The organism is Citrobacter sp. Ce104, from assembly GCF_030334595.1.
Taxonomy (GTDB): domain Bacteria; phylum Pseudomonadota; class Gammaproteobacteria; order Enterobacterales; family Enterobacteriaceae; genus Citrobacter; species Citrobacter europaeus.
The window spans coordinates 430786-452089 of the sequence record NZ_JAOWDP010000062.1; the positions used below are offsets into that span (position 1 = coordinate 430786).

General features: G+C 51.6%; 20 protein-coding genes. 8 read left to right on the forward strand and 12 right to left on the reverse strand.

All coding sequences use genetic code 11. The annotated features are described in order from the left end of the window. Positions 1 to 5: 5 nt before the first annotated feature. From atpF to asnC, 8 genes are all read right to left on the reverse strand, one after another. Positions 6 to 476 (reverse strand): F0F1 ATP synthase subunit B, encoded by a 471-nt coding sequence (atpF, locus tag OGW16_RS10310; protein ID WP_003827022.1) that lies wholly within the window; start codon positions 474 to 476, stop codon positions 6 to 8. Between the two features lie 59 nt (positions 477 to 535). Then, complete coding sequence (gene atpE, locus OGW16_RS10315; RefSeq protein ID WP_003023794.1) at positions 536 to 775, reverse strand: F0F1 ATP synthase subunit C; 240 nt, start codon at positions 773 to 775, stop codon at positions 536 to 538. A gap of 46 nt (positions 776 to 821) precedes the next feature. After that, a complete protein-coding gene (gene atpB / locus OGW16_RS10320; RefSeq protein WP_003023792.1) occupies positions 822 to 1637 on the reverse strand; it encodes a F0F1 ATP synthase subunit A in 816 nt (271 codons plus the stop codon). Between the two features lie 7 nt (positions 1638 to 1644). After that, the gene (atpI, locus tag OGW16_RS10325) at positions 1645 to 2025 is read right to left on the reverse strand and encodes a F0F1 ATP synthase subunit I (protein WP_043018820.1); all 381 of its coding nucleotides are present in this window, start codon (positions 2023 to 2025) and stop codon (positions 1645 to 1647) included. A 614-nt stretch (positions 2026 to 2639) separates the two neighbouring features. Next, the gene (gene rsmG / locus OGW16_RS10330; RefSeq protein WP_047407700.1) at positions 2640 to 3263 is read right to left on the reverse strand and encodes a 16S rRNA (guanine(527)-N(7))-methyltransferase RsmG; all 624 of its coding nucleotides are present in this window, start codon (positions 3261 to 3263) and stop codon (positions 2640 to 2642) included. A 102-nt stretch (positions 3264 to 3365) separates the two neighbouring features. Continuing rightward, a complete protein-coding gene (gene mnmG, locus OGW16_RS10335; RefSeq protein WP_016155085.1) occupies positions 3366 to 5255 on the reverse strand; it encodes a tRNA uridine-5-carboxymethylaminomethyl(34) synthesis enzyme MnmG in 1890 nt (629 codons plus the stop codon). A gap of 372 nt (positions 5256 to 5627) precedes the next feature. After that, positions 5628 to 6077, reverse strand: a complete 450-nt coding sequence (mioC, locus tag OGW16_RS10340) for an FMN-binding protein MioC (protein ID WP_080625926.1) — start codon at positions 6075 to 6077, stop codon at positions 5628 to 5630. 88 nt (positions 6078 to 6165) lie between these two features. Further along, positions 6166 to 6624 carry a transcriptional regulator AsnC gene (gene asnC / locus OGW16_RS10345; protein WP_003023780.1) on the reverse strand — a complete coding sequence of 153 codons (459 nt, stop codon included), beginning with the start codon at positions 6622 to 6624 and terminating at the stop codon, positions 6166 to 6168. Positions 6625 to 6775: 151 nt separating this feature from the next. On the opposite strand from asnC, the gene asnA reads away from it, so the two are divergent. Further along, on the forward strand, positions 6776 to 7768 hold the full coding sequence (gene asnA / locus OGW16_RS10350; RefSeq protein WP_003827009.1) for an aspartate--ammonia ligase: 993 nt from the start codon (positions 6776 to 6778) through the stop codon (positions 7766 to 7768). Positions 7769 to 7771: 3 nt separating this feature from the next. On the opposite strand, the gene viaA is transcribed toward asnA, so the two are convergent. Continuing rightward, positions 7772 to 9223 carry an ATPase RavA stimulator ViaA gene (gene viaA / locus OGW16_RS10355; RefSeq protein WP_043018823.1) on the reverse strand — a complete coding sequence of 484 codons (1452 nt, stop codon included), beginning with the start codon at positions 9221 to 9223 and terminating at the stop codon, positions 7772 to 7774. Continuing rightward, entirely contained in the window at positions 9217 to 10713 is a 1497-nt protein-coding gene (ravA, locus tag OGW16_RS10360; protein WP_047407695.1) for an ATPase RavA, read from the reverse strand. The genes viaA and ravA overlap by 7 nt, the downstream gene beginning before the upstream one ends. A gap of 330 nt (positions 10714 to 11043) precedes the next feature. On the opposite strand from ravA, the gene kup reads away from it, so the two are divergent. From kup to rbsR, 7 genes are all read left to right on the forward strand, one after another. After that, complete coding sequence (kup, locus tag OGW16_RS10365; RefSeq protein WP_075145440.1) at positions 11044 to 12912, forward strand: low affinity potassium transporter Kup; 1869 nt, start codon at positions 11044 to 11046, stop codon at positions 12910 to 12912. A gap of 192 nt (positions 12913 to 13104) precedes the next feature. Then, positions 13105 to 13524, forward strand: coding sequence for a D-ribose pyranase (gene rbsD, locus OGW16_RS10370; RefSeq protein WP_043018826.1), 420 nt, complete (start codon positions 13105 to 13107; stop codon positions 13522 to 13524). A 7-nt stretch (positions 13525 to 13531) separates the two neighbouring features. Continuing rightward, a complete protein-coding gene (rbsA, locus tag OGW16_RS10375) occupies positions 13532 to 15037 on the forward strand; it encodes a ribose ABC transporter ATP-binding protein RbsA (protein WP_003023764.1) in 1506 nt (501 codons plus the stop codon). 5 nt (positions 15038 to 15042) lie between these two features. After that, the gene (gene rbsC / locus OGW16_RS10380) at positions 15043 to 16008 is read left to right on the forward strand and encodes a ribose ABC transporter permease (protein WP_043018828.1); all 966 of its coding nucleotides are present in this window, start codon (positions 15043 to 15045) and stop codon (positions 16006 to 16008) included. Between the two features lie 24 nt (positions 16009 to 16032). Further along, positions 16033 to 16923 (forward strand): ribose ABC transporter substrate-binding protein RbsB, encoded by an 891-nt coding sequence (gene rbsB / locus OGW16_RS10385; protein ID WP_003023760.1) that lies wholly within the window; start codon positions 16033 to 16035, stop codon positions 16921 to 16923. A gap of 141 nt (positions 16924 to 17064) precedes the next feature. Further along, positions 17065 to 17994, forward strand: coding sequence for a ribokinase (gene rbsK, locus OGW16_RS10390; RefSeq protein WP_047407672.1), 930 nt, complete (start codon positions 17065 to 17067; stop codon positions 17992 to 17994). Between the two features lie 3 nt (positions 17995 to 17997). Continuing rightward, the gene (gene rbsR, locus OGW16_RS10395) at positions 17998 to 18990 is read left to right on the forward strand and encodes a ribose operon transcriptional repressor RbsR (RefSeq protein WP_087050730.1); all 993 of its coding nucleotides are present in this window, start codon (positions 17998 to 18000) and stop codon (positions 18988 to 18990) included. On the opposite strand, the gene mdtD is transcribed toward rbsR, so the two are convergent. Together mdtD and OGW16_RS10405 are read right to left on the reverse strand one after the other, a co-directional pair. Further along, positions 18956 to 20383, reverse strand: a complete 1428-nt coding sequence (gene mdtD, locus OGW16_RS10400; protein WP_043018831.1) for a multidrug transporter subunit MdtD — start codon at positions 20381 to 20383, stop codon at positions 18956 to 18958. The two genes, rbsR and mdtD, sit on opposite strands and share 35 nt — an antisense overlap. A gap of 1 nt (position 20384) precedes the next feature. After that, on the reverse strand, positions 20385 to 21089 hold the full coding sequence (locus OGW16_RS10405) for a FadR/GntR family transcriptional regulator (RefSeq protein WP_043018832.1): 705 nt from the start codon (positions 21087 to 21089) through the stop codon (positions 20385 to 20387). Positions 21090 to 21304: the final 215 nt, after the last annotated feature.

A 21304-nucleotide genomic window follows, 5' to 3' on the forward strand; every position in this document is an offset into this window, starting at 1 on the left:
CCTCCTTACAGTTCAGCGACAAGTTTGTCCACGATGTCGCTATTAGCAGCTTCATCCACGGAACGTTCGATGATCTTCTCGGCGCCAGCAACAGCCAGGATAGCAACTTGCTTACGCAGCTCTTCGCGAGCACGTTTACGCTCGGCGTCAATTTCCGCCTGCGCCTGTGCCACGATTTTAGTACGTTCCTGCTCTGCTTCAGTTTTAGCTTCGTCCAGGATCTGAGCGCGGCGTTTGTTCGCCTGCTCGATGATTACCTGAGCTTCCGCCTTCGCTTTTTTCAGCTGGTCGGTCGCGCTGGCCTTTGCAAGGTCAAGATCCTTATGTGCTCGTTCTGCAGAAGCAAGGCCGTCAGCAATTTCTTTTTGACGTTTTTCGATGGCAGCCATTAATGGCGGCCATACGTACTTCATGCAGAACAGAACGAACAGGACAAACGCGATGGCCTGGCCGAGGATTGTTGCGTTAAGATTCACAGCACAATGCCTCTATCTAGTTAACGTTCTGATATTGCTCTTAATTCAAGCAACGCTTACTACGCGACAGCAAACATCACGTACAGACCCAGACCTACAGCGATCATTGGGATTGCATCCACCAGACCCATAACGATAAAGAACTGAGTACGCAGCAGAGGAATCAGATCCGGTTGACGCGCTGCGCCTTCCAGGAATTTACCCCCGAGGATGCCGATACCGATCGCAGCACCGATTGCCGCCAGACCCATCATCACAGCGGCAGCAATGTACAGCAGATCCATATTCAGGTTTTCCATGACAGTCTCCAGTTTGTTTCAGTTAAAACGTAGTAGTGTTGGTAAATTAATGCTCTTCAGATGCCATCGACAGATAGACAATCGTCAGAACCATAAATATGAAGGCTTGCAGCGTGATAATCAGTATGTGGAAAATGGCCCATGGCACATTCAGGATCCACTGTGACCACCACGGCAACAGACCAGCAATCAGAATGAAAATCAGCTCACCGGCATACATGTTGCCGAACAGTCGCAGACCAAGAGAAATTGGTTTGGACAGCAGGCTTACCCCTTCAAGGATTAAGTTGACAGGGATGAACGCCCAGTGATTGAACGGCTGCAGCGTCAACTCTTTCGCGAAGCCACCGATGCCTTTCATTTTGATGCTGTAGAACAGAATGAGGATAAATACGCCCAGCGCCATCGACAGGGTGATGTTCACGTCAGCAGACGGAACCACACGCAGAGCCGGCAGGCCAAAGATATGCTCACCGATGTACGGCAGCAGGTCGATAGGCAGCAAATCCATCAAGTTCATCAGGAATACCCAGACGAAAATCGTCAGGGCCAGCGGAGCAATCAGCTTGCTTTTGCCATGGTACATGTCTTTCACGCTACCATGCACAAAGCCGATTACCAGCTCAATCGCGGTCTGAAATTTACCTGGTACGCCGCTGGTCGCCTTTTTGGCTACGCTACGGAACATAAGCAGGAACAACAGACCCAGAACCACCGAGAAGAAAATGGAGTCAATATTGAGCGTCCAGAAGGTGGCTGGGGGGTTGTGCGGATCCACCAGCGAGAATGTACGTAGGTCCAACTGAAGGTTATTCAGATGGTGTCCTATGTAATCCTGCGGCGTCATATTTTCTGAAGCCATGATGCCTTTACCCTTTGTTGTTAATTACAGCCGGCGCCAGTATCTGAACCACCAGCACCAAAACCCACGTAACGATCAGCGGCATGAATACCGCTTTCAAAACAGCCAACGCCACCACCAGCAAAACCAGCATCGCTAACACCTTGAAGGCTTCGCCGAAAGCGAACGTCCAGGCTACTCGACCTTTAGCTGGTGTATGCGCCTGGTGACGCCAGGCAAATATCATAAACAACACGTTAGGCAGTAACACTGCCAATCCACCGCACAACGCGGAGATGCCCCAGAAAGGGTCTTTGAGGCTAAACAGCAATCCACTTGCTATTACCGCCAGAAGCTGTGTGAGCAAAAGCTTACGAGCAACGTTTCGACTCAAGAGCGACATAGACATCACGTTTTTACTCCTGCTCCCTACGAGGTATGCCGCGTGTCGTATAAAACGTTCTTTATGGCTTAGAGTCAAGCATCAAAAAGCGGTCAAATTATACGGTGCGGCTTCGTGATTTCAAACAATAAGTAGCTAAAAAGTGAATAAATGTTTAAATATTTTTCGCTACCCCACATTTATCACTTTTTGGCAAACTGTGAACGATCATGCAAAACTGCAAATGCCGCGTAAACACTGGCGGCAAAGCGTGCACCAGATCACATATTGAACATATTCACCTTCGCATAATTTATTTACGTGGCAAATGATGCCTTTTCATCTTTTTGATATTTAAGCGTAAAAATAGCCACTATTTAAAAAACAACAGCTAACAACAAAAAAACCACGCATTGACATTTATAATAAAAAATTAACACAACGGGTGATTCTTACGTTCTATTTTTAGCAGACTGATATTTTCACAGCTGACTTGTTTCGCTTTTAACAAAAAACGGTACGTTATAGTTATGATGCAAAACCGTAAGGCATTGGTGAAATGTAACGACATTTAACCACACTATTCCCTATGACTTTTAACACCTGAACTGCCGTTTTTTTTCTATTTTTTTTGATAAAAATTAAATTTTGTTTGGCTTAATAACCACCAAATGACGTTCGCCTTCCAACTGCGGAACGCGTAATTTTTCAACCGACTCGACGCTGAATTCTGCTGGCAGCGAGTCAATTTCATCTGCAGGCAACTGCCCTTTTAACGCATAAAAACGTCCATCAGGTCCTGGCAAATGATGGCACCAGCTCACCATATCATTGAGTGATGCAAAAGCACGGCTAATGACCCCATCGAACGGCGGTTCTGAAGGGAATTCTTCAACACGGCTTTGCACAGGCGTGATGTTAGTAAGCGCAAGCTCATGCTGCACCTGACGCAAGAAACGGACGCGTTTTCCCAGGCTATCCAGCAGTGTGAAATGCGCTTCAGGGCGCACGATAGAGAGCGGAATTCCCGGCAGGCCAGGTCCCGTCCCCACATCGATAAAACGCTCCCCCTTCAGATACGGCGCGACGACAATGCTGTCCAGAATATGGCGCACCAACATTTCGTTAGGATCCCGCACCGACGTCAGGTTGTACGCTTTATTCCATTTGTGCAGCATATCGACATACGCAATCAGCTGATTTTTCTGGTGATCGGTAAGAGAAATACCGGCATCAGCCAGCAGACGAGAGAGTTTGTTGAGCACGGTCGTTACCTGTTAATAATCAAATGCCCGATGCGCTTTCGCTTATCGGGCCTACAAATTTGTACGGCGGGCAAGCGAAGCGCCCCCGCCAAATGAGAGTTATCAAGCGCTGCGGCGCAGCATACCTTGTTTTTTCAGCCATACCAGCAGAATGGAGATGGCGGCAGGCGTTACGCCGGAAATGCGCGATGCCTGACCGATCGATACCGGTTTGTGATCGTTCAGTTTGGCGATGACTTCATTCGACAAGCCAGAGACCTGGCGATAATCCAGCGTTGCAGGCAACAGGGTGTTCTCATTACGCTGCTGTCTTTCAATTTCTTCCTGCTGACGGGCGATATACCCTTCGTATTTCACCTGAATCTCAACCTGTTCCGCGGCCTGAGCATCGTCAAGCGCTGGTGCGAACGCAGATAAAGAGGTCAACTGAGCATAGGTCATATCCGGGCGACGCAGCAGATCTTCACCGCTGGCTTCACGTGACAGAGGCGTTGCCAGGTGAGCATTCACTTCTGCTGCAGATTCCGCTAACGGGTTTACCCAGGTTGATTTGAGACGCTGGCGTTCTTGTTCGATGCGCTCCAGCTTCTCGTTGAAGCGAGCCCAGCGCTCATCGTCCACCAGACCCAGTTCTCGACCAATTTCGGTCAGACGCAGGTCGGCGTTATCTTCACGCAGCATCAAACGGTATTCTGCGCGTGAGGTAAACATGCGGTACGGTTCTTTAGTGCCTAGCGTACACAGGTCGTCCACCAGCACGCCAAGATAAGCCTGATCGCGACGCGGTGCCCAGCCGTCTTTCTCAGCAGACAAGCGTGCGGCGTTCAGACCAGCCAGCATGCCTTGCGCGGCGGCTTCTTCGTAACCGGTTGTACCGTTAATCTGTCCCGCAAAGAACAGACCCTGGATGAATTTGCTTTCCAGAGTAGGTTTCAGGTCGCGCGGATCGAAGAAATCATACTCAATAGCGTAGCCAGGGCGGACGATTCTGGCATTTTCCATTCCCTGCATAGAGCGGACAATTTGCATCTGCACATCGAACGGCAGGCTGGTAGAGATGCCATTCGGGTAAATTTCGTTAGACGTCAGTCCTTCCGGTTCGAGGAAGATCTGATGCTGGTTACGATCGGCAAAGCGCATCACTTTGTCTTCGATCGACGGGCAGTAGCGCGGGCCGATACCTTCGATCACGCCGGCGTACATCGGGCTACGATCGAGGTTATTGCGGATCACGTCATGGGTTCTCTCATTGGTATGCGTGATGTAACACGGCATCTGGCGCGGATGTTGAGAAGCATCGCCCAGGAATGAGAAGACCGGCATCGGGTTATCGCTGTTTTGCTGGCCAAGCACGCTGAAATCAATAGTGCGCGCATCGATACGCGGCGGTGTACCCGTTTTCAGGCGGCTGACGCGCAGCGGCAGTTCACGCAGACGACGTGACAGCGGGATAGACGGCGGATCGCCAGCACGGCCACCGCTGTAGTTATCCAGACCAATATGAATTTTGCCGTCGAGGAAAGTCCCCACGGTTAATACAACCGCTTTGGCACGGAACTTCAGTCCCATTTGGGTCACTGCGCCCACAACACGATCGTTTTCAACAATCAGATCTTCAACCGCCTGTTGGAAGATCATCAGGTTGGGTTGATTCTCCAGCGCGGTACGTACCGCCTGGCGATAGAGCACGCGATCGGCCTGAGCTCGGGTAGCGCGAACGGCTGGCCCTTTGCTTGCGTTTAGTATCCTAAACTGGATACCTGCATGGTCGATCGCTTTTGCCATCAACCCACCAAGCGCATCCACTTCTTTTACCAGGTGTCCCTTCCCAATACCGCCGATCGCCGGATTGCAGCTCATCTGCCCCAGAGTGTCGATATTGTGTGTCAAAAGCAGAGTCTGTTGACCCATTCGCGCCGCGGCCATTGCGGCCTCGGTGCCTGCATGACCCCCGCCAATGATGATGACGTCAAAAGGATCCTGATAAAACATGGTAATTGCCTCGCATAACGCGGTGTGAAAATGGATTGAAGCCCGGGCCGTGGATTCTACTCAACTTTAGTCGATGGAGAAAGACCTGGGATCCTGGGTATTAAAAAGAAGATCTTTTTATTTAGAGATCTGTTTTATTGTGATCTCTTATTAGGATCGCAAGTTTCTGTGGATAAGGGCGATCCTTTGAATAAGATCAACAGGTTGCTGAGGATCATTAGCTGTGAATGATCGGTGATCCTGGTCCGTATAAGCTGGGATCAGAATGAAGGGTTATACACAACTCAAAAACTGAACAACGGTTGTTCTTGGGATAACTACCGGTTGATCCAAGCTTTTAACCAGAGTTATCCACATAAAAAAGTACGATCTTTACAAATCTCTGAGCAATGGATGCCACGATCCCAGCCAAATTTCAGCCGGATCTTCCGGAATTTCATGTTCCAGTACGTTGATCCTGAGCGTTTCGCCTACCTGTTTTGCTCCACAGGTCTTCAATTCGGCTTCCAGCTTGTCGATTGCGCCGCAAAAGGTGTCATATTCACGACTTCCGATCCCGATTGCGCCAAACCGCACTTGTGACAGGTCCGGCTTTTGCTCGCGTAACGCATCATATAAAGGCTGTAGGTTGTCAGGAATGTCTCCCGCACCGTGCGTAGAGCTAATAATCAGCCAGATGCCGTCAGTCGGAACCTCTTCAAGCATTGGCCCATGCAGTATTTCGCTGGAAAAACCGGCGTCGTCCAGCTTTTCAGCCAGATGTTCTGCTACATATTCCGCACTGCCAAGCGTACTACCGCTGATAAGAGTGATGTCTGCCATGATCGCCCACCTTTATAAAGAGGGCGTATTGTACGCTGTGAGCGAGCTGGGATCTACCTGTGGAAAACCAGGGTATTAAAAAAAGCGATCACGGCTTGATGGTACGCATGATCGGGTTTTGCAGGACGATCAGGGTTTCCGTGGACTGAATTTCGTCAATTGTTTGGATCTTGTTGATAAGTACCTGCTGCAACGCGTCGATCGACTTGCACATCACCTTAATAAAGATGCTGTAGTGCCCGGTGGTGTAATACGCTTCGGTCACTTCATCGAGGCTTTCCAGTCTGGCCAGCGCTGACGGATAGTCTTTCGCACTTTTCAGGATGATGCCGATAAAGCAGCCGACGTCATAGCCCAACTGTTTGGGACTCACATCAATCCGCGCGCCGGTAATAATCCCGGCCTGTTTCATCTTTTCTACACGTACGTGAATTGTTCCTGGGCTGACGCCGAATTGTTTGGCTAATTCTGCGTAGGCGGTACGGGCATTTTCCATCAGGGCGTCAAGAATGCCGCGGTCCAGATTGTCGATCTGATAATTTTCCATAGGTTTTTCTTATGTAGATTAATGATTCCCTCTATTTTAGACGTTAATTTTAACGAATCAAAATCGAAGTCGGCTTTTTGTTTGTTGATTATTGAATATTACCTCCATTCTGTTGCTTAATCATAGGCAACAGGACACAGGAGTACACATAATGAAAACCGCTTACATTGCCAAACAACGTCAAATTAGCTTCGTAAAATCTCATTTTTCTCGTCAGCTGGAAGAGCGTTTAGGTCTGATCGAAGTTCAGGCACCGATCCTCAGCCGCGTTGGAGATGGCACGCAGGATAACTTGTCGGGCTGTGAAAAAGCGGTGCAGGTGAAGGTTAAAGCATTGCCAGACGCTCAATTCGAAGTGGTTCATTCACTGGCGAAGTGGAAGCGTCAAACGTTAGGACAACACGACTTTAGCGCAGGTGAAGGGCTGTACACGCACATGAAGGCCCTGCGTCCCGATGAAGATCGCCTCTCCCCGCTGCACTCAGTGTATGTTGATCAGTGGGACTGGGAGCGCGTGATGGGCGACGGTGAGCGTCAATTCTCCACTCTGAAAAGCACGGTAGAGGCTATCTGGGCGGGTATTAAGGCTACTGAGGCTGCGGTTAGCAAAGAGTTTGGTCTGGCACCGTTCCTGCCAGAGCAGATCCACTTTGTTCATAGCCAGGAGTTGTTATCTCGTTATCCGGATCTTGATGCAAAAGGTCGTGAACGTGCGATCGCTAAAGAGCTGGGCGCGGTATTCCTGGTGGGGATCGGCGGCAAGCTCAGTGACGGTCACCGTCACGATGTACGTGCGCCGGATTATGATGACTGGAGTTCAGCGTCCGAGCTGGGTCACGCCGGTCTGAACGGGGATATTCTGGTCTGGAACCCGGTGCTGGAAGATGCGTTTGAGCTGTCTTCTATGGGGATCCGTGTAGATGCTGACGCCCTGAAACACCAACTGTCTCTGACCGGTGATGAAGATCGCCTGAGTCTGGAATGGCATCAGGCGCTGCTGCGCGGTGAAATGCCGCAGACAATTGGTGGCGGCATTGGGCAGTCGCGTCTGACCATGCTGTTGCTGCAATTACCGCACATTGGTCAGGTTCAGTGTGGCGTATGGCCGGCACAGGTACGTGAAAGCGTCGCCTCTCTGCTGTAATAATTAACGCCGCCAGCGTCTGAGCAGGCGGCTTCGCATCCCGGTATCAAAGCGCCAGATATGATCGAAAATGCGCATGATGCCGGGTTTGCCATGTGCAGACATCGCCACCGCGTGAAATCTGTGCTGGTGTACCCGCTGTAATTCCCCCACTTTGCTGACGACCTCATCGGGTAATCGCTGAGCGATAAAATCAGAGATAACCACCGCATCGGCATCAAACCATTCCCGACCCTGCATGCGCTCAATAATGGCGCGAAAACAGCTGGCAATATCGGTACCGCCACGAAAGCGCTGACTTAAAAAACGAATCGCCTGTTCGATACCCTCTGGACCAGACAGCTCATAGCGCACCACTTCTGTTGAAAACAGCATAATGAAACAGCGCCGATTGTCGGCAAGGGCGACGCGCATTAGCGCCAGGCAAAAGGCTTTCGCACACTGTTCATTGAACCCGCCCATCGATCCCGACGTATCTACGCAAACAATAAAAGGCCCGCGCGGCTGCTCATCAAAATCCTGATGCACCACCGGACGTTCCGTTACTTTCTCGCGCCATGCTTCGCCGTGCAGACGGTAGGTCAGCAGTTGCTTTTCCACCAGCCTACGATAGAACTCGTATTCCAGTTCGGTAATGCCCAGCGTGGCCAGTTCCGGCGGCAACAGGCGCAGGATATCGTCACTTTGCTGGATGCCATCCACCTGCTCCGGTACGGTTGCCGGTTCGCGTACCAGGGTACGGAAGGTTTCCATTGGCGCATCTTTACGCGGCACGGATTTCGCCTCTCTGGAACGGCCTAACTGCTCAGCCAGACGCTGGAGTTCGGGCTGTTGCGTCAGGAATTCGCCATATTTAACCAGCAACTGATAATCACCGCGCTTGATTTGACCCGCGCTCATATCCCATAACCGGCCTGCGGCGTTGTCATTTTCTGCCAGTACGGGTTCCAGTTGCCCGCTAAGGGTCATCCGTTCCTGTACTTCACTGAGCAAATGTTCGCGTTCTTCTTCCAGCAGTTGCTGATTCAGGGTTGTGGTTTGCACCACCAGACTCAGGCGCCAGCGCTGAAGAAAAAGCGTATGGAGGGCAGGCGTAAACGCGCTGTTGTCATTGACCAACTGTTGCGCTTGTCCGGCCCACGGCGAATGGAGGCGGTGCAATAGCGACAATATTTGCGGTAGCTGGACGATAAACTGCGCATGAGAGAGGAGCTGGCTTTGCTGATAACAAATGACCTCTTCCGCCAACTCCGGCGGCACATGGGTATCTTTAAGGCGGCTACGCAAAGATTCACGCCAGCGCGGTATATCTTCAGCGATCGCTTTTTTGAGGCGGGGGAATTTTTTAAAAAAGACCACCATCTTTGGAGAAGCCAGCAGGGCGACGATCATCTCTTCGATCATCGCCTCTTCACTGACTGCCAGCATGATGTTGAGTGTATCAAGGGTCAGCATTGTTGCGCCTGGCGGATTTGCGCCCCGACATCCTGCAGGCTGGCCTCAATGCGGCCTAACCAGTCGCTATGAATAAACAGACATTTTTGCTGCTCGCTAAATGCGCTGTGCTGCTGGTGCCACTCGTTATCAAGTGCTTCGAGCTCTTGTTTTATCTCTGCAGGCATACTCTCTTGTGAAGAACCGGGCAATGCCAGTCGAGAGCCTTGTAAACTGACATCACGCACGACCAGGTGCTGCGCGCTATCCACTTCCATGTTCAGCGTCTGGGCAAAACCGATCCCGTTTAATTTTCCGCGGATCTCACCACCTTTGGTGAGCCACAACTCCAGTGCGCCGCGTTCGAAAGCAATATGGATAACTTCCATGTCATGCAGCTTTAAGGGCTTTTGCAGGAGTAATGTTACGACAGAAGACGTAGCTTCCGGCGGTAAATCATAATGAGGGCGACGGCTGAACATGCCGCCCTGGCGGATCACCGTGAACGCCGTTTTGTCGCTTTGCTGCTGCTGGAGTTGAATGCGGCGCTGCACAATACCGCCCAGTCGCGTCAGCATGGCTTGCTGCTGCCATGCGTGTCCGGTCATCAATATTTCCAGCTGTTGTTGCATCAGATTCAGGCTTTGCGCGTCGTACCACAGGCAATCTTTCAGCAGGATCAGGTCGATAGGTACTACGGCATCACGTCCGCTAAAGAAAGCGCTGGCCTGGAGTAAGCGAATGGCTTTTTTCCAGCGCCGATCGGACACATAAGGGGCATTCGGTAGCGTGTCCAGTTGCTGGCGCAACGTGAAAATAAGCTCAAACACGCGATCGGGAAGCTTGATGGCGCCAATGTCCTTTTGCCACTGGTTATACTCTTCATCCGTCACCTGTAACGACGCCGGGACCGGATTGTCGCTTTCATCTTGCTGACTTAACAGCATCGAGCGGAAGTTGGCTTTGTCCTGAACTTTATCCAGCCACAGGCGAATCAGCATACGGTCGTACAGTGCTTCCAGGCTGCTGTCTGCTTCTGGCAGTTCATTGGAGGCTGCCACCAGCAAGCGCATCGGGATTTTCTCTTCATGCGCGCCGTTACGAAAGTGGCGTTCGTTGATGGCGGTTAGCAGGGTGTTAAGAATCGCCGGGCCCGCCTTCCAGATTTCGTCGAGAAAGACGATTTCAGCTTCAGGAAGATAGCCTGCGGTTAAGCGTTCATAGCGACCTTCATCTTTAAGGGCTTGAATCGACAGCGGGCCGAAAACCTCTTCCGGTGTAGAGAAACGCGTCATCAGGTATTCGAAGGCGCGAGCATTTTGAAAAGCAAATTTCAGTCGGCGGGCAATTAAGCTTTTCGCAATCCCGGGAGGACCTAATAAGAAAACGCTCTCGCCGCTGAGTGCAGCCAGCAGACACAGGCGAATAGCGTGGCTACGTTCATAAAGTCCCTTTTCCAGCGCATTGCTCAGACGGGAAATTCTTTCCGCTAATAAATGTGGGTGAGCCATAATGAAGTGGCGTCCTTTCGCCAAATGTACTGCATAAACTGCGAGTATAGATGCTTCACACCAGTGCAGTAATAGACTGAAGGTGCGCTTATTTTTCTTTGAGCCAGATTAATCTGGTCTCATTTAGGGGTACGATTTTGCGATTAATCGTGCATACTGTGCGCCTTTTTGTGGGCCAAGGGACGACGCACACATTTCTTATATATACACCAAATCAATCAAGCTGCACCAAGGCGGCAATGGAGTTTTCTCCGGGGATGGGGGGAATAACGAATGCAGCCCACGCGGAGGCGGCTTGAAAGATGATGTGTATAAACGAAAGACGAGTCTATGAGCACTGATAATAAACAATCATTGTCTGCGATTACCCTTGCGGCCATTGGGGTTGTCTACGGTGATATTGGTACCAGCCCACTTTATACGCTTCGTGAATGTTTGTCCGGCCAGTTTGGTTTTGGCGTTGAACGTGATGCCGTATTTGGCTTTCTCTCGCTGATTTTCTGGCTGCTTATCTTTGTTGTTTCCATTAAATACCTGACGTTTGTCATGCGCGCGGATAACGCCGGAGAAGGCGGGATCCTGACGCTGATGTCATTGGCGGGGCGCAATACCTCGGCGCGAACCACCTCCATGCTGGTGATTATGGGGTTGATTGGCGGCAGCTTCTTCTATGGAGAAGTGGTGATAACACCTGCCATCTCGGTGATGTCGGCGATTGAAGGTCTGGAGATAGTTGCCCCGCAACTGGACACCTGGATTGTTCCGCTCTCGATAATCGTGCTGACCCTGCTGTTTTTGATTCAAAAACACGGTACCGGCATGGTCGGTAAGCTGTTTGCGCCGATTATGCTGCTGTGGTTCCTGACGCTCGCGGTATTAGGTGTACGCAGTATTATTGGCAATCCGGAAGTGCTGCAGGCGCTCAATCCGTATTGGGCGGTGCATTTCTTCCTCGAATTCAAAACGTTGTCCTTTATAGCGCTGGGTGCGGTGGTGCTGTCGATCACCGGTGTTGAAGCGCTGTATGCAGATATGGGCCACTTCGGTAAGTTGCCGATTCGCCTGGCTTGGTTCTCCGTGGTATTACCTTCGCTGGTGCTGAACTATTTTGGTCAGGGGGCGTTGCTGTTAAAGCATCCTGAAGCGATCAAAAACCCGTTCTTCCTGCTGGCGCCGGACTGGGCGTTGATACCGCTTCTGATCCTCGCCGCGTTGGCAACGGTCATCGCTTCACAGGCAGTTATCTCTGGCGTCTTCTCGCTGACGCGTCAGGCCGTGCGTCTGGGGTATTTGTCACCGATGCGTATCATTCATACTTCGGAAATGGAATCTGGCCAGATCTACATTCCTTTCGTTAACTGGATGCTCTATTTTGCGGTGGTTATCGTGATTGTGAGCTTTGAGCACTCCAGTAATCTGGCCGCGGCGTACGGAATTGCGGTGACGGGAACGATGGTGCTGACCTCAATTTTGTCGACCACCGTGGCGCGCAAAAATTGGCACTGGAATAAATACTTTGTCTTCCTGATCCTGGTGGCGTTCTTGTGCGTCGATATTCCGCTGTTCTCCGCGAACCTCGATAAACTGATTTCCGGCGGTTGGCTGCCTCTGACGCTGGGGCTGGTGATGTTCACCATCATGACCACCTGGAAAAGCGAGCGTTTCCGTCTGCTGCGTCGCATGCATGAGCACGGCAATTCTCTGGAGGCGATGATTGCCTCTCTGGAGAAATCTCCACCGGTACGCGTGCCGGGAACGGCGGTGTATATGTCTCGTGCATTGAACGTCATCCCGTTTGCGCTTCTGCATAACCTCAAACATAACAAGGTGCTGCATGAGCGCGTTATTCTGCTGACGCTGCGCACGGAAGATGCGCCCTATGTTCACAACGTGCGTAGGGTGCAGATTGAGCAATTATCGCCCACCTTCTGGCGCGTGGTGGCCAGCTATGGTTGGCGCGAAACGCCGAACGTTGAGGAAGTGTTCCATCGCTGCGGTCTGGAAGGTTTAAGCTGTAGAATGATGGAAACCTCTTTCTTCATGTCGCACGAGTCGTTGATTGTTGGCAAGCGGCCATGGTATCTGCGTCTGCGCGGCAAGCTGTATCTGCTGCTACAGCGCAACGCGCTGCGCGCGCCGGACCAGTTTGAAATCCCACCGAACCGGGTTATTGAGCTCGGTACTCAGGTCGAGATTTAATCTCATCGACGCCCTCTTTCATCGCGAAAGGGGGCGTTTTGTTTTGTCCCTCTCAGTTTTCATTTCATCGAATGATAATCCTTGCGAAACGTTTCGATGACGATCACATTTTCGTAACGTCACGGTGGTTTTCTGTCCACTCTTCACACTACACTTATCTTCAGCGAAACGTTTCGCTAGTGGGGAAAGAAAATGAAGAAAGGCACGGTACTCAACTCTGAAATTTCAACGGTGATCTCCCGTCTGGGGCATACCGATACGCTGGTGGTGTGTGATGCAGGTTTACCCATCCCGAACAGCACAACGCGTATTGATATGGCATTAACCCAGGGCGTACCTTCTTTTATGCAGGTACTGGATGTGGTTACACGTGAAATGCAGGTCGAGGCGGCCATTCTCGCGTCGGAAATTAAACAACATAATCCGCAACTCCACGAAACGTTGCTTAAGTTCATTGAGCAACTGCAACAACACCAGGGAAACACCATTGAAATTCGTTACACCACGCATGAACAATTCAAAAAACAAACCGCAGACAGTCAGGCGGTAATTCGCAGCGGAGAGTGTTCTCCGTATGCGAATATCATTCTCTGTGCTGGCGTCACGTTCTGAGGCCATCATGAACGCATTACTGCAACTCAAAGGGATCGATAAAGCGTTCCCGGGCGTAAAAGCGCTATCCGGCGCTGCGCTGAATGTCTATCCAGGCCGCGTAATGGCGCTGGTGGGCGAAAACGGCGCGGGCAAATCCACCATGATGAAAGTGCTGACCGGGATCTACACCCGTGATGCCGGCTCTTTATTATGGCTGGGGAAAGAGACCACCTTTAACGGCCCGAAATCCTCCCAGGAAGCCGGAATCGGTATCATCCACCAGGAGCTGAACCTGATCCCGCAACTCACTATCGCCGAGAACATTTTTCTTGGCCGCGAGTTTGTGAATCGCTTTGGCAAAATTGACTGGAAAAAGATGTACGCCGAAGCCGATTTGCTGCTCGCCAAACTCAATCTGCGCTTTAAAAGCGACAGGCTGGTCGGTGAGCTGTCGATTGGCGATCAGCAGATGGTCGAAATTGCCAAAGTGCTGAGCTTTGAATCGAAGGTCATCATTATGGATGAACCGACGGATGCGCTCACCGATACTGAAACTGAATCTCTGTTCCGCGTCATTCGCGAACTGAAATCCCAGGGACGCGGCATTGTCTATATTTCTCACCGCATGAAAGAGATCTTCGAGATTTGCGATGACGTAACCGTCTTCCGCGACGGGCAGTTTATTGCCGAGCGTGAAGTCGCCTCGCTCACCGAAGACTCGCTGATTGAAATGATGGTGGGACGTAAGCTGGAAGATCAGTACCCGCGCCTGGAAAAAGCGCCGGGTGATATTCGCCTGAAGGTCGATAACCTGTGTGGCCCTGGCGTAAATGATGTTTCGTTCACGCTGCGTAAAGGCGAGATCCTTGGCGTATCAGGGCTGATGGGAGCCGGACGTACCGAGCTGATGAAAGTGTTGTACGGCGCATTGCCACGCACCAGCGGCTACGTCACGCTTGATGGCCATGAGGTTGTCACCCGTTCGCCGCAGGATGGACTGGCAAACGGCATCGTCTATATTTCTGAAGACCGTAAACGCGATGGTTTAGTGCTGGGCATGTCGGTGAAAGAGAACATGTCATTGACCGCGCTGCGCTATTTCAGCCGCGCCGGTGGAAGCCTGAAGCATAAAGATGAGCAGCAGGCGGTAGGTGATTTTATTCGTCTGTTCAATGTTAAAACGCCGTCGATGGAACAGGCTATCGGCCTGCTCTCCGGCGGTAATCAGCAGAAAGTGGCCATTGCGCGCGGTCTCATGACCCGACCCAAAGTCCTGATCCTTGATGAACCAACGCGCGGCGTTGACGTTGGGGCCAAGAAAGAAATCTATCAGCTTATCAACCAGTTTAAGGCTGATGGGCTGAGCATCATTCTGGTCTCCTCTGAGATGCCAGAAGTATTGGGCATGAGCGATCGAATTATCGTTATGCATGAAGGGCATCTCGGCGGTGAGTTCACTCGCGAGCAGGCCACTCAGGAAGTATTAATGGCTGCCGCTGTGGGCAAGCTTAATCGCGTGAATCAGGAGTAAAAAAGATGACTACCCAGGCTGTTTCTGGTCGCCGTTATTTCACTAAAGCATGGCTTCTGGAGCAAAAGTCGCTCATCGCTCTGCTAGTGCTGATCGCGATTGTTTCTACCATGAGCCCTAACTTTTTTACCGTTAATAACCTGTTCAACATTCTCCAGCAAACGTCGGTGAACGCCATCATGGCCGTCGGCATGACGCTGGTTATCCTGACGTCGGGTATCGATCTGTCAGTCGGTTCCTTGCTGGCGCTTACCGGCGCGGTTGCAGCTTCGATTGTAGGGATTGAAGTCAATGCGCTGGTGGCTGTTGCTGCGGCCCTGGCGCTCGGCGCTGCCATTGGCGCAGTCACCGGGGTGATTGTTGCAAAAGGCCGCGTGCAGGCGTTTATCGCAACTCTGGTGATGATGCTGCTGCTGCGCGGTGTAACCATGGTCTACACCAACGGCAGTCCGGTAAATACCGGGTTTACTGATAATGCCGATCTGTTTGGCTGGTTTGGTATTGGTCGTCCGTTAGGCGTCCCGACGCCTGTGTGGATCATGGGGGTTGTCTTCCTCGCGGCGTGGTACATGCTGCACCACACTCGTCTGGGCCGTTATATCTATGCGCTGGGCGGTAACGAAGCGGCAACGCGTCTGTCCGGTATCAGCGTCAGTAAAATCAAAATTATCGTTTACTCACTGTGCGGTCTGCTGGCATCGCTGGCGGGCATCATTGAAGTAGCGCGCCTCTCCTCTGCGCAACCAACGGCAGGCACTGGCTATGAGCTGGATGCTATCGCAGCGGTAGTGTTAGGCGGTACCAGCCTGGCGGGTGGTAAAGGACGTATTGTTGGGACGCTGATCGGCGCATTGATTCTTGGTTTCCTCAATAATGGTTTGAATTTGTTAGGTGTATCCTCCTATTACCAGATGATCGTTAAAGCGGTGGTGATTTTGCTGGCGGTACTGGTAGACAACAAAAAGCAGTAACAACGATTACAGGACATCTTAAATATGAACATGAAAAAACTGGCTACCCTGGTTTCTGCTGTTGCGCTGAGCGCCACCGTGAGCGCGAATGCGATGGCGAAAGATACCATTGCGCTGGTGGTCTCCACCCTCAACAACCCGTTCTTTGTTTCTCTGAAGGATGGGGCGCAAAAAGAGGCGGATAAGCTGGGCTACAACCTGGTGATTCTGGACTCACAGAACAACCCGGCGAAAGAGCTGGCTAACGTTCAGGATTTAACGGTTCGTGGAACTAAAATTCTGCTGATCAACCCGACCGACTCTGATGCTGTTGGTAACGCTGTGAAAATGGCTAACCAGGCTAAAATTCCGGTTATTACCCTTGACCGCGTTGCGTCCAAAGGCGAAGTGGTAAGCCACATTGCGTCTGATAACGTGTTGGGCGGCAAAATCGCGGGTGATTACATCGCGAAGAAAGCAGGTGAAGGCGCTAAAGTTATCGAACTGCAGGGTATTGCCGGTACTTCAGCGGCGCGTGAGCGTGGCGAAGGTTTCCAGCAGGCCGTTGCGGCACACAAATTTAACGTACTGGCCAGCCAGCCGGCAGACTTCGACCGCACCAAAGGTCTGAACGTCATGCAGAACCTGCTGACCGCGCATCCTGACGTGCAGGCCGTATTTGCCCAGAACGATGAAATGGCGCTTGGCGCGCTGCGCGCACTGCAAACTGCGGGTAAATCTGATGTGATGGTGGTTGGATTTGACGGCACTCCAGATGGCGAAAAAGCAGTAAATGATGGCAAACTGGCTGCGACCATTGCTCAGTTGCCGGATCAGATCGGCGCCAAAGGCGTTGAGACTGCGGATAAGGTCCTGAAAGGCGAGAAGGTTCAGGCTAAATATCCGGTTGACCTGAAGCTGGTCATCAAGCAGTAATACCGATTCAGGTCGCTCGCGGCCTGATGGAGACATAAATACGCCATCCCCGTATCTGGTTTTGGGGATGAAAGCGTAAAAAGAAAAGCAGGGCACGCGCCACCCTAACCCGGTGGCGCACTTTGACTTGGAACACCAAATATGAAAACCGCAGGCAACCTCGTTGTTCTTGGCAGTATCAATGCCGATCACATCCTTAATCTTAATTCTTTCCCGACACCTGGTGAAACCGTAACCGGTAGCCATTATCAGGTCGCATTTGGCGGTAAAGGCGCGAATCAGGCTGTTGCTGCGGGTCGTAGTGGCGCGAATATCGCATTTATTGCCTGTACGGGCGATGATGATATTGGCGAAAGTGTTCGTAAACAGTTAGCCAAAGATAATATCGATATTGCGCCGATTAGCGTAATTTCGGGGGAATCGACCGGTGTGGCGTTGATCTTTGTGAATGGTGAAGGCGAGAACGTCATCGGTATTCATGCTGGTGCGAACGCAGCGCTTTCGCCAGCTCTGGTGGAAGCACAGCATGAGCGTATTGCGCAGGCGTCAGCCTTACTGATGCAGTTAGAGTCGCCGATCGAAAGCGTACTGGCTGCGGCAAAGATTGCACATCAAAATAAGACCACGGTTGCCCTGAATCCGGCTCCGGCACGTGAACTTTCTGACGAACTGCTGGCGCTGGTGGATATTATTACCCCGAATGAAACCGAGGCTGAAAAGCTGACGGGGATCCGGGTCGAAAACGATGAAGACGCGGCCAAAGCGGCGCAGGCATTGCACGCGAAGGGGATCGATACGGTACTGATTACCTTAGGCAGTCGCGGAGTATGGGCCAGCGTAAAGGGTGAAGGTCAGCGTGTGCCAGGGTTTAAAGTTGACGCTGTTGATACCATTGCCGCTGGGGATACCTTTAACGGCGCGTTAATTACAGCGTTACTGGAAGAGACTCCGCTGCCTGAAGCTATCCGTTTTGCACATGCCGCTGCGGCGATTGCGGTCACCCGTAAAGGCGCGCAGCCTTCTGTTCCATGGCGCGAAGAAATAGAAGCGTTTTTAAGTCAGCAGAGGTAACGCTTGGCTACAATGAAGGATGTCGCCCGCCTGGCGGGTGTTTCCACGTCGACGGTTTCTCACGTCATTAATAAAGATCGCTTTGTCAGTGAGTCTGTCACAGACAAAGTGCAAGCGGCGATTAAAGAGCTTAACTATGCGCCCTCCGCGCTGGCGCGTAGTCTCAAGTTAAACCAGACCCGCACTATTGGCATGTTAATTACTGCCAGTACCAATCCTTTCTATTCTGAGCTGGTGCGCGGCGTTGAACGTAGCTGTTTTGAGCGCGGTTACAGCCTGGTGCTGTGCAATACCGAAGGCGATGAACAGCGCATGAACCGTAATCTGGAAACGCTGATGCAAAAACGCGTGGACGGTTTGCTGCTGCTCTGTACGGAAACACATCAGCCTTCCAGAGAGATAATGCAGCGTTATCCTTCTATACCAACCGTGATGATGGACTGGTCACCTTTTGATGGTGAAAGCGATCTGATTCAGGATAACTCCCTGCTGGGCGGGGATTTAGCCACGCAACATCTTATCGAAAAAGGCTTTACGCGCATTGCCTGCATTACCGGGCCGCTGGATAAAACTCCGGCGCGTTTACGTCTGGAAGGATATCGGGCGGCCATGAAGCGGGCGGGCTTGCCTGTCCCGGAAGGCTACGAGATTACCGGTGACTTTGAGTTCGGCGGCGGCTTTGAAGCTATGCAAACGTTGCTATCGCATAAACAGCGACCGCAGGCCGTTTTTACCGGCAATGATGCAATGGCGGTCGGCGCGTATCAGGCTCTGTACCAGTCGGGATTGCGTATTCCGCAGGATATGGCGGTGGTGGGTTATGACGATATCGAGCTGGCGCGCTATATGACGCCACCCCTGACGACCATTCACCAACCAAAAGATGAACTGGGCGAACTGGCCATCGATGTTTTAATTCATCGGATGGCGCAGCCCGCATTGCAGCAGCAGCGCCTGCAACTTACTCCTGTTTTGATGGAGCGGGGGTCGGTTTAGGCTTATGTCGCTCTTTAATCAGGTTGCGTCCATCTTTGGCTTTTAGCAGCATGAACATCAGCGCAGACACTACCGTGATAGCGCCCATCGTTATAAAGGTGTAGTGGAACTGCTCGACCGTATTGGTTCCTTCCATACCTTCATAGATTCGCAGAACGGCGGCGCTGATGGCGACCCCTAAACTGATTGATAACTGCTGAGTGACAGCCAGCACGCTGTTGCCGCTACTGGCGTTTTCATCGGTCAGATCCGCTAAAGTGATAGTATTCATTGAGGTAAACTGGGTGGACATCGCCATACCTAAAATGAACAACGGTAGGATCAGCATCCAGACCGGCATGGCGGGAGATTGCAGCGCGAACTGCGCAATCATCAGGCCGATAAACACCGTAACGCCGACCAGTGTGGTCCTGTAGCCGAGCCGGCGCAGTACCTGCGTCACCATTGATTTCGCCAGTATTGATCCCAGTGCCGTTGGCGCCATCATGCAACCGGCTATCAGCGCCGGGTAACCAAAGCCTACCTGCAACATCAGCGGCATTAAGAAAGGCACGCACCCTGTACCCAGACGAGTGGCGAGGTTTCCGGCGATCCCGACAGAAAAGGTTCGGGTTTTAAATATAGGAAGCGATATCAGCGGCGTTGGGTGACGACGCGCATGGCGAATGTAGGCAAGCAGTAACAAAATGCTGGCAAGGATAATACTGAGCGCTATCCAGGTTGCGACAAGCTTCTCACCGAAAAGCTCTACCCCGCTGGAAAACAACACCAGGCTCAAACCAAACAGAAAGAAACCGGTCATATCAAAACTGCGGCGCGGCGTGGTGAAGTTCGGCATATATTTGCGTGCATAGAAGATACCTGCCACGCCAATTGGAATATTAATCAGGAATATCCAGTGCCAGCTAGCCCATGTGACCAGTACACCGCCCAATACCGGACCTAAAATCGGCCCTACAAGTCCAGGCATGGTTACGAAGTTAAGCACGGGAAGCAGTTCGCTGCGGGGGTAAGCTCGCAATAATGCCAGACGGGCAACGGGCATCATCATGGCGCCGCCGATGCCCTGAATGATGCGGAAAATCACCAGTTCGCTTAGGGAGCTGGACAGCGCACAGGCCAGCGATCCCAATGTAAACAGGCTAACGGCAATCATAAAGACGCGCCGGGTGCCGAACCTGTCTGCCAGCCATCCACTCACCGGGATAAGCATGGCGACCGTCAGGGTGTAGCTGATAATGGCCGACTGCATGGCGAGCGGAGAGCGGTTAAGACTATGTGCTATTGCGGGTAAGGCGGTATTGAGGATTGTGGCGTCTAGTGCCTGCATAAAAAAGGCCATGGCTGCTATCCACGGCAGCCCGGCCATACTGCGTGATTTCTTTTCTGACATATTATTTATCCGGTAGCACGTTTGGTGCTATCAGCAATGCCTGACAGGCAGTGAAGGCGCGATCGCCATCGCTATCATCAATTGCATCAACAATGGCCTGGTGCAGATCCAGTTTAACCACGTCGTTATAGGTAATAGAAGTAAAGTAGGTCTGGTAAACGGAATGAAACAGTGATGCAAAGGATATAAGGAACGGATTCGCACTCATTTCATAGATGTGTTCATGCCATGCAATATCAACTTCAATCCAGCGCTCGCGTCTGAAGTTTCTTTTCAGCTCGACCATCTCTTCCATCAGCGTGTTGAGATGCGCTTTCTGTTCTGCCGTGCCTATGGTCGCCGCCAGTGAACACGCCTGAGGCTCCAGGCTGATACGCATCACCAGAAAATGTTTAATGACCTGTGGGAAATTATCTTCCGTCATCCACCAGGTGAGCAGTTCCTGGTCGAGGAAGTTCCAGTTTGCTTGCGGCATGACGCGTGTACCAATACGCGGGCGCGGTAATACCATACCTTTTGCCGTTAACGTTTTTACCGCTTCTCTTACCGCAGTGCGACTCACGCCAAACTGATCGCCCAGCTCTATTTCGCCAGGCAATATCGCGCCTGGTGCGTATTCACCTTTTAATATTCGCTGAGCCAGCTTTTCGGCCAGAACGTAGGACAGGTTTTTCTGTGCGGCTAGCTGTTGGGCATTTAACGGCATGAATGTTCTTCCTTACTTATTTTCTTATTCATTAGTATGCCACCAGGAAATGTGATTGCGGCTGCAAAAACGGCAATTTGCTTATTTTATGGCATGTTAATGGTGGTTTTGATGAAAAAACACGCACTCGGAAAGTTATTTTAAATTTCCCCTTGTCAGCCTGAAATAACTCCCTATAATGCGCCTCCACTGACACGGAACAACGGATTACAAGC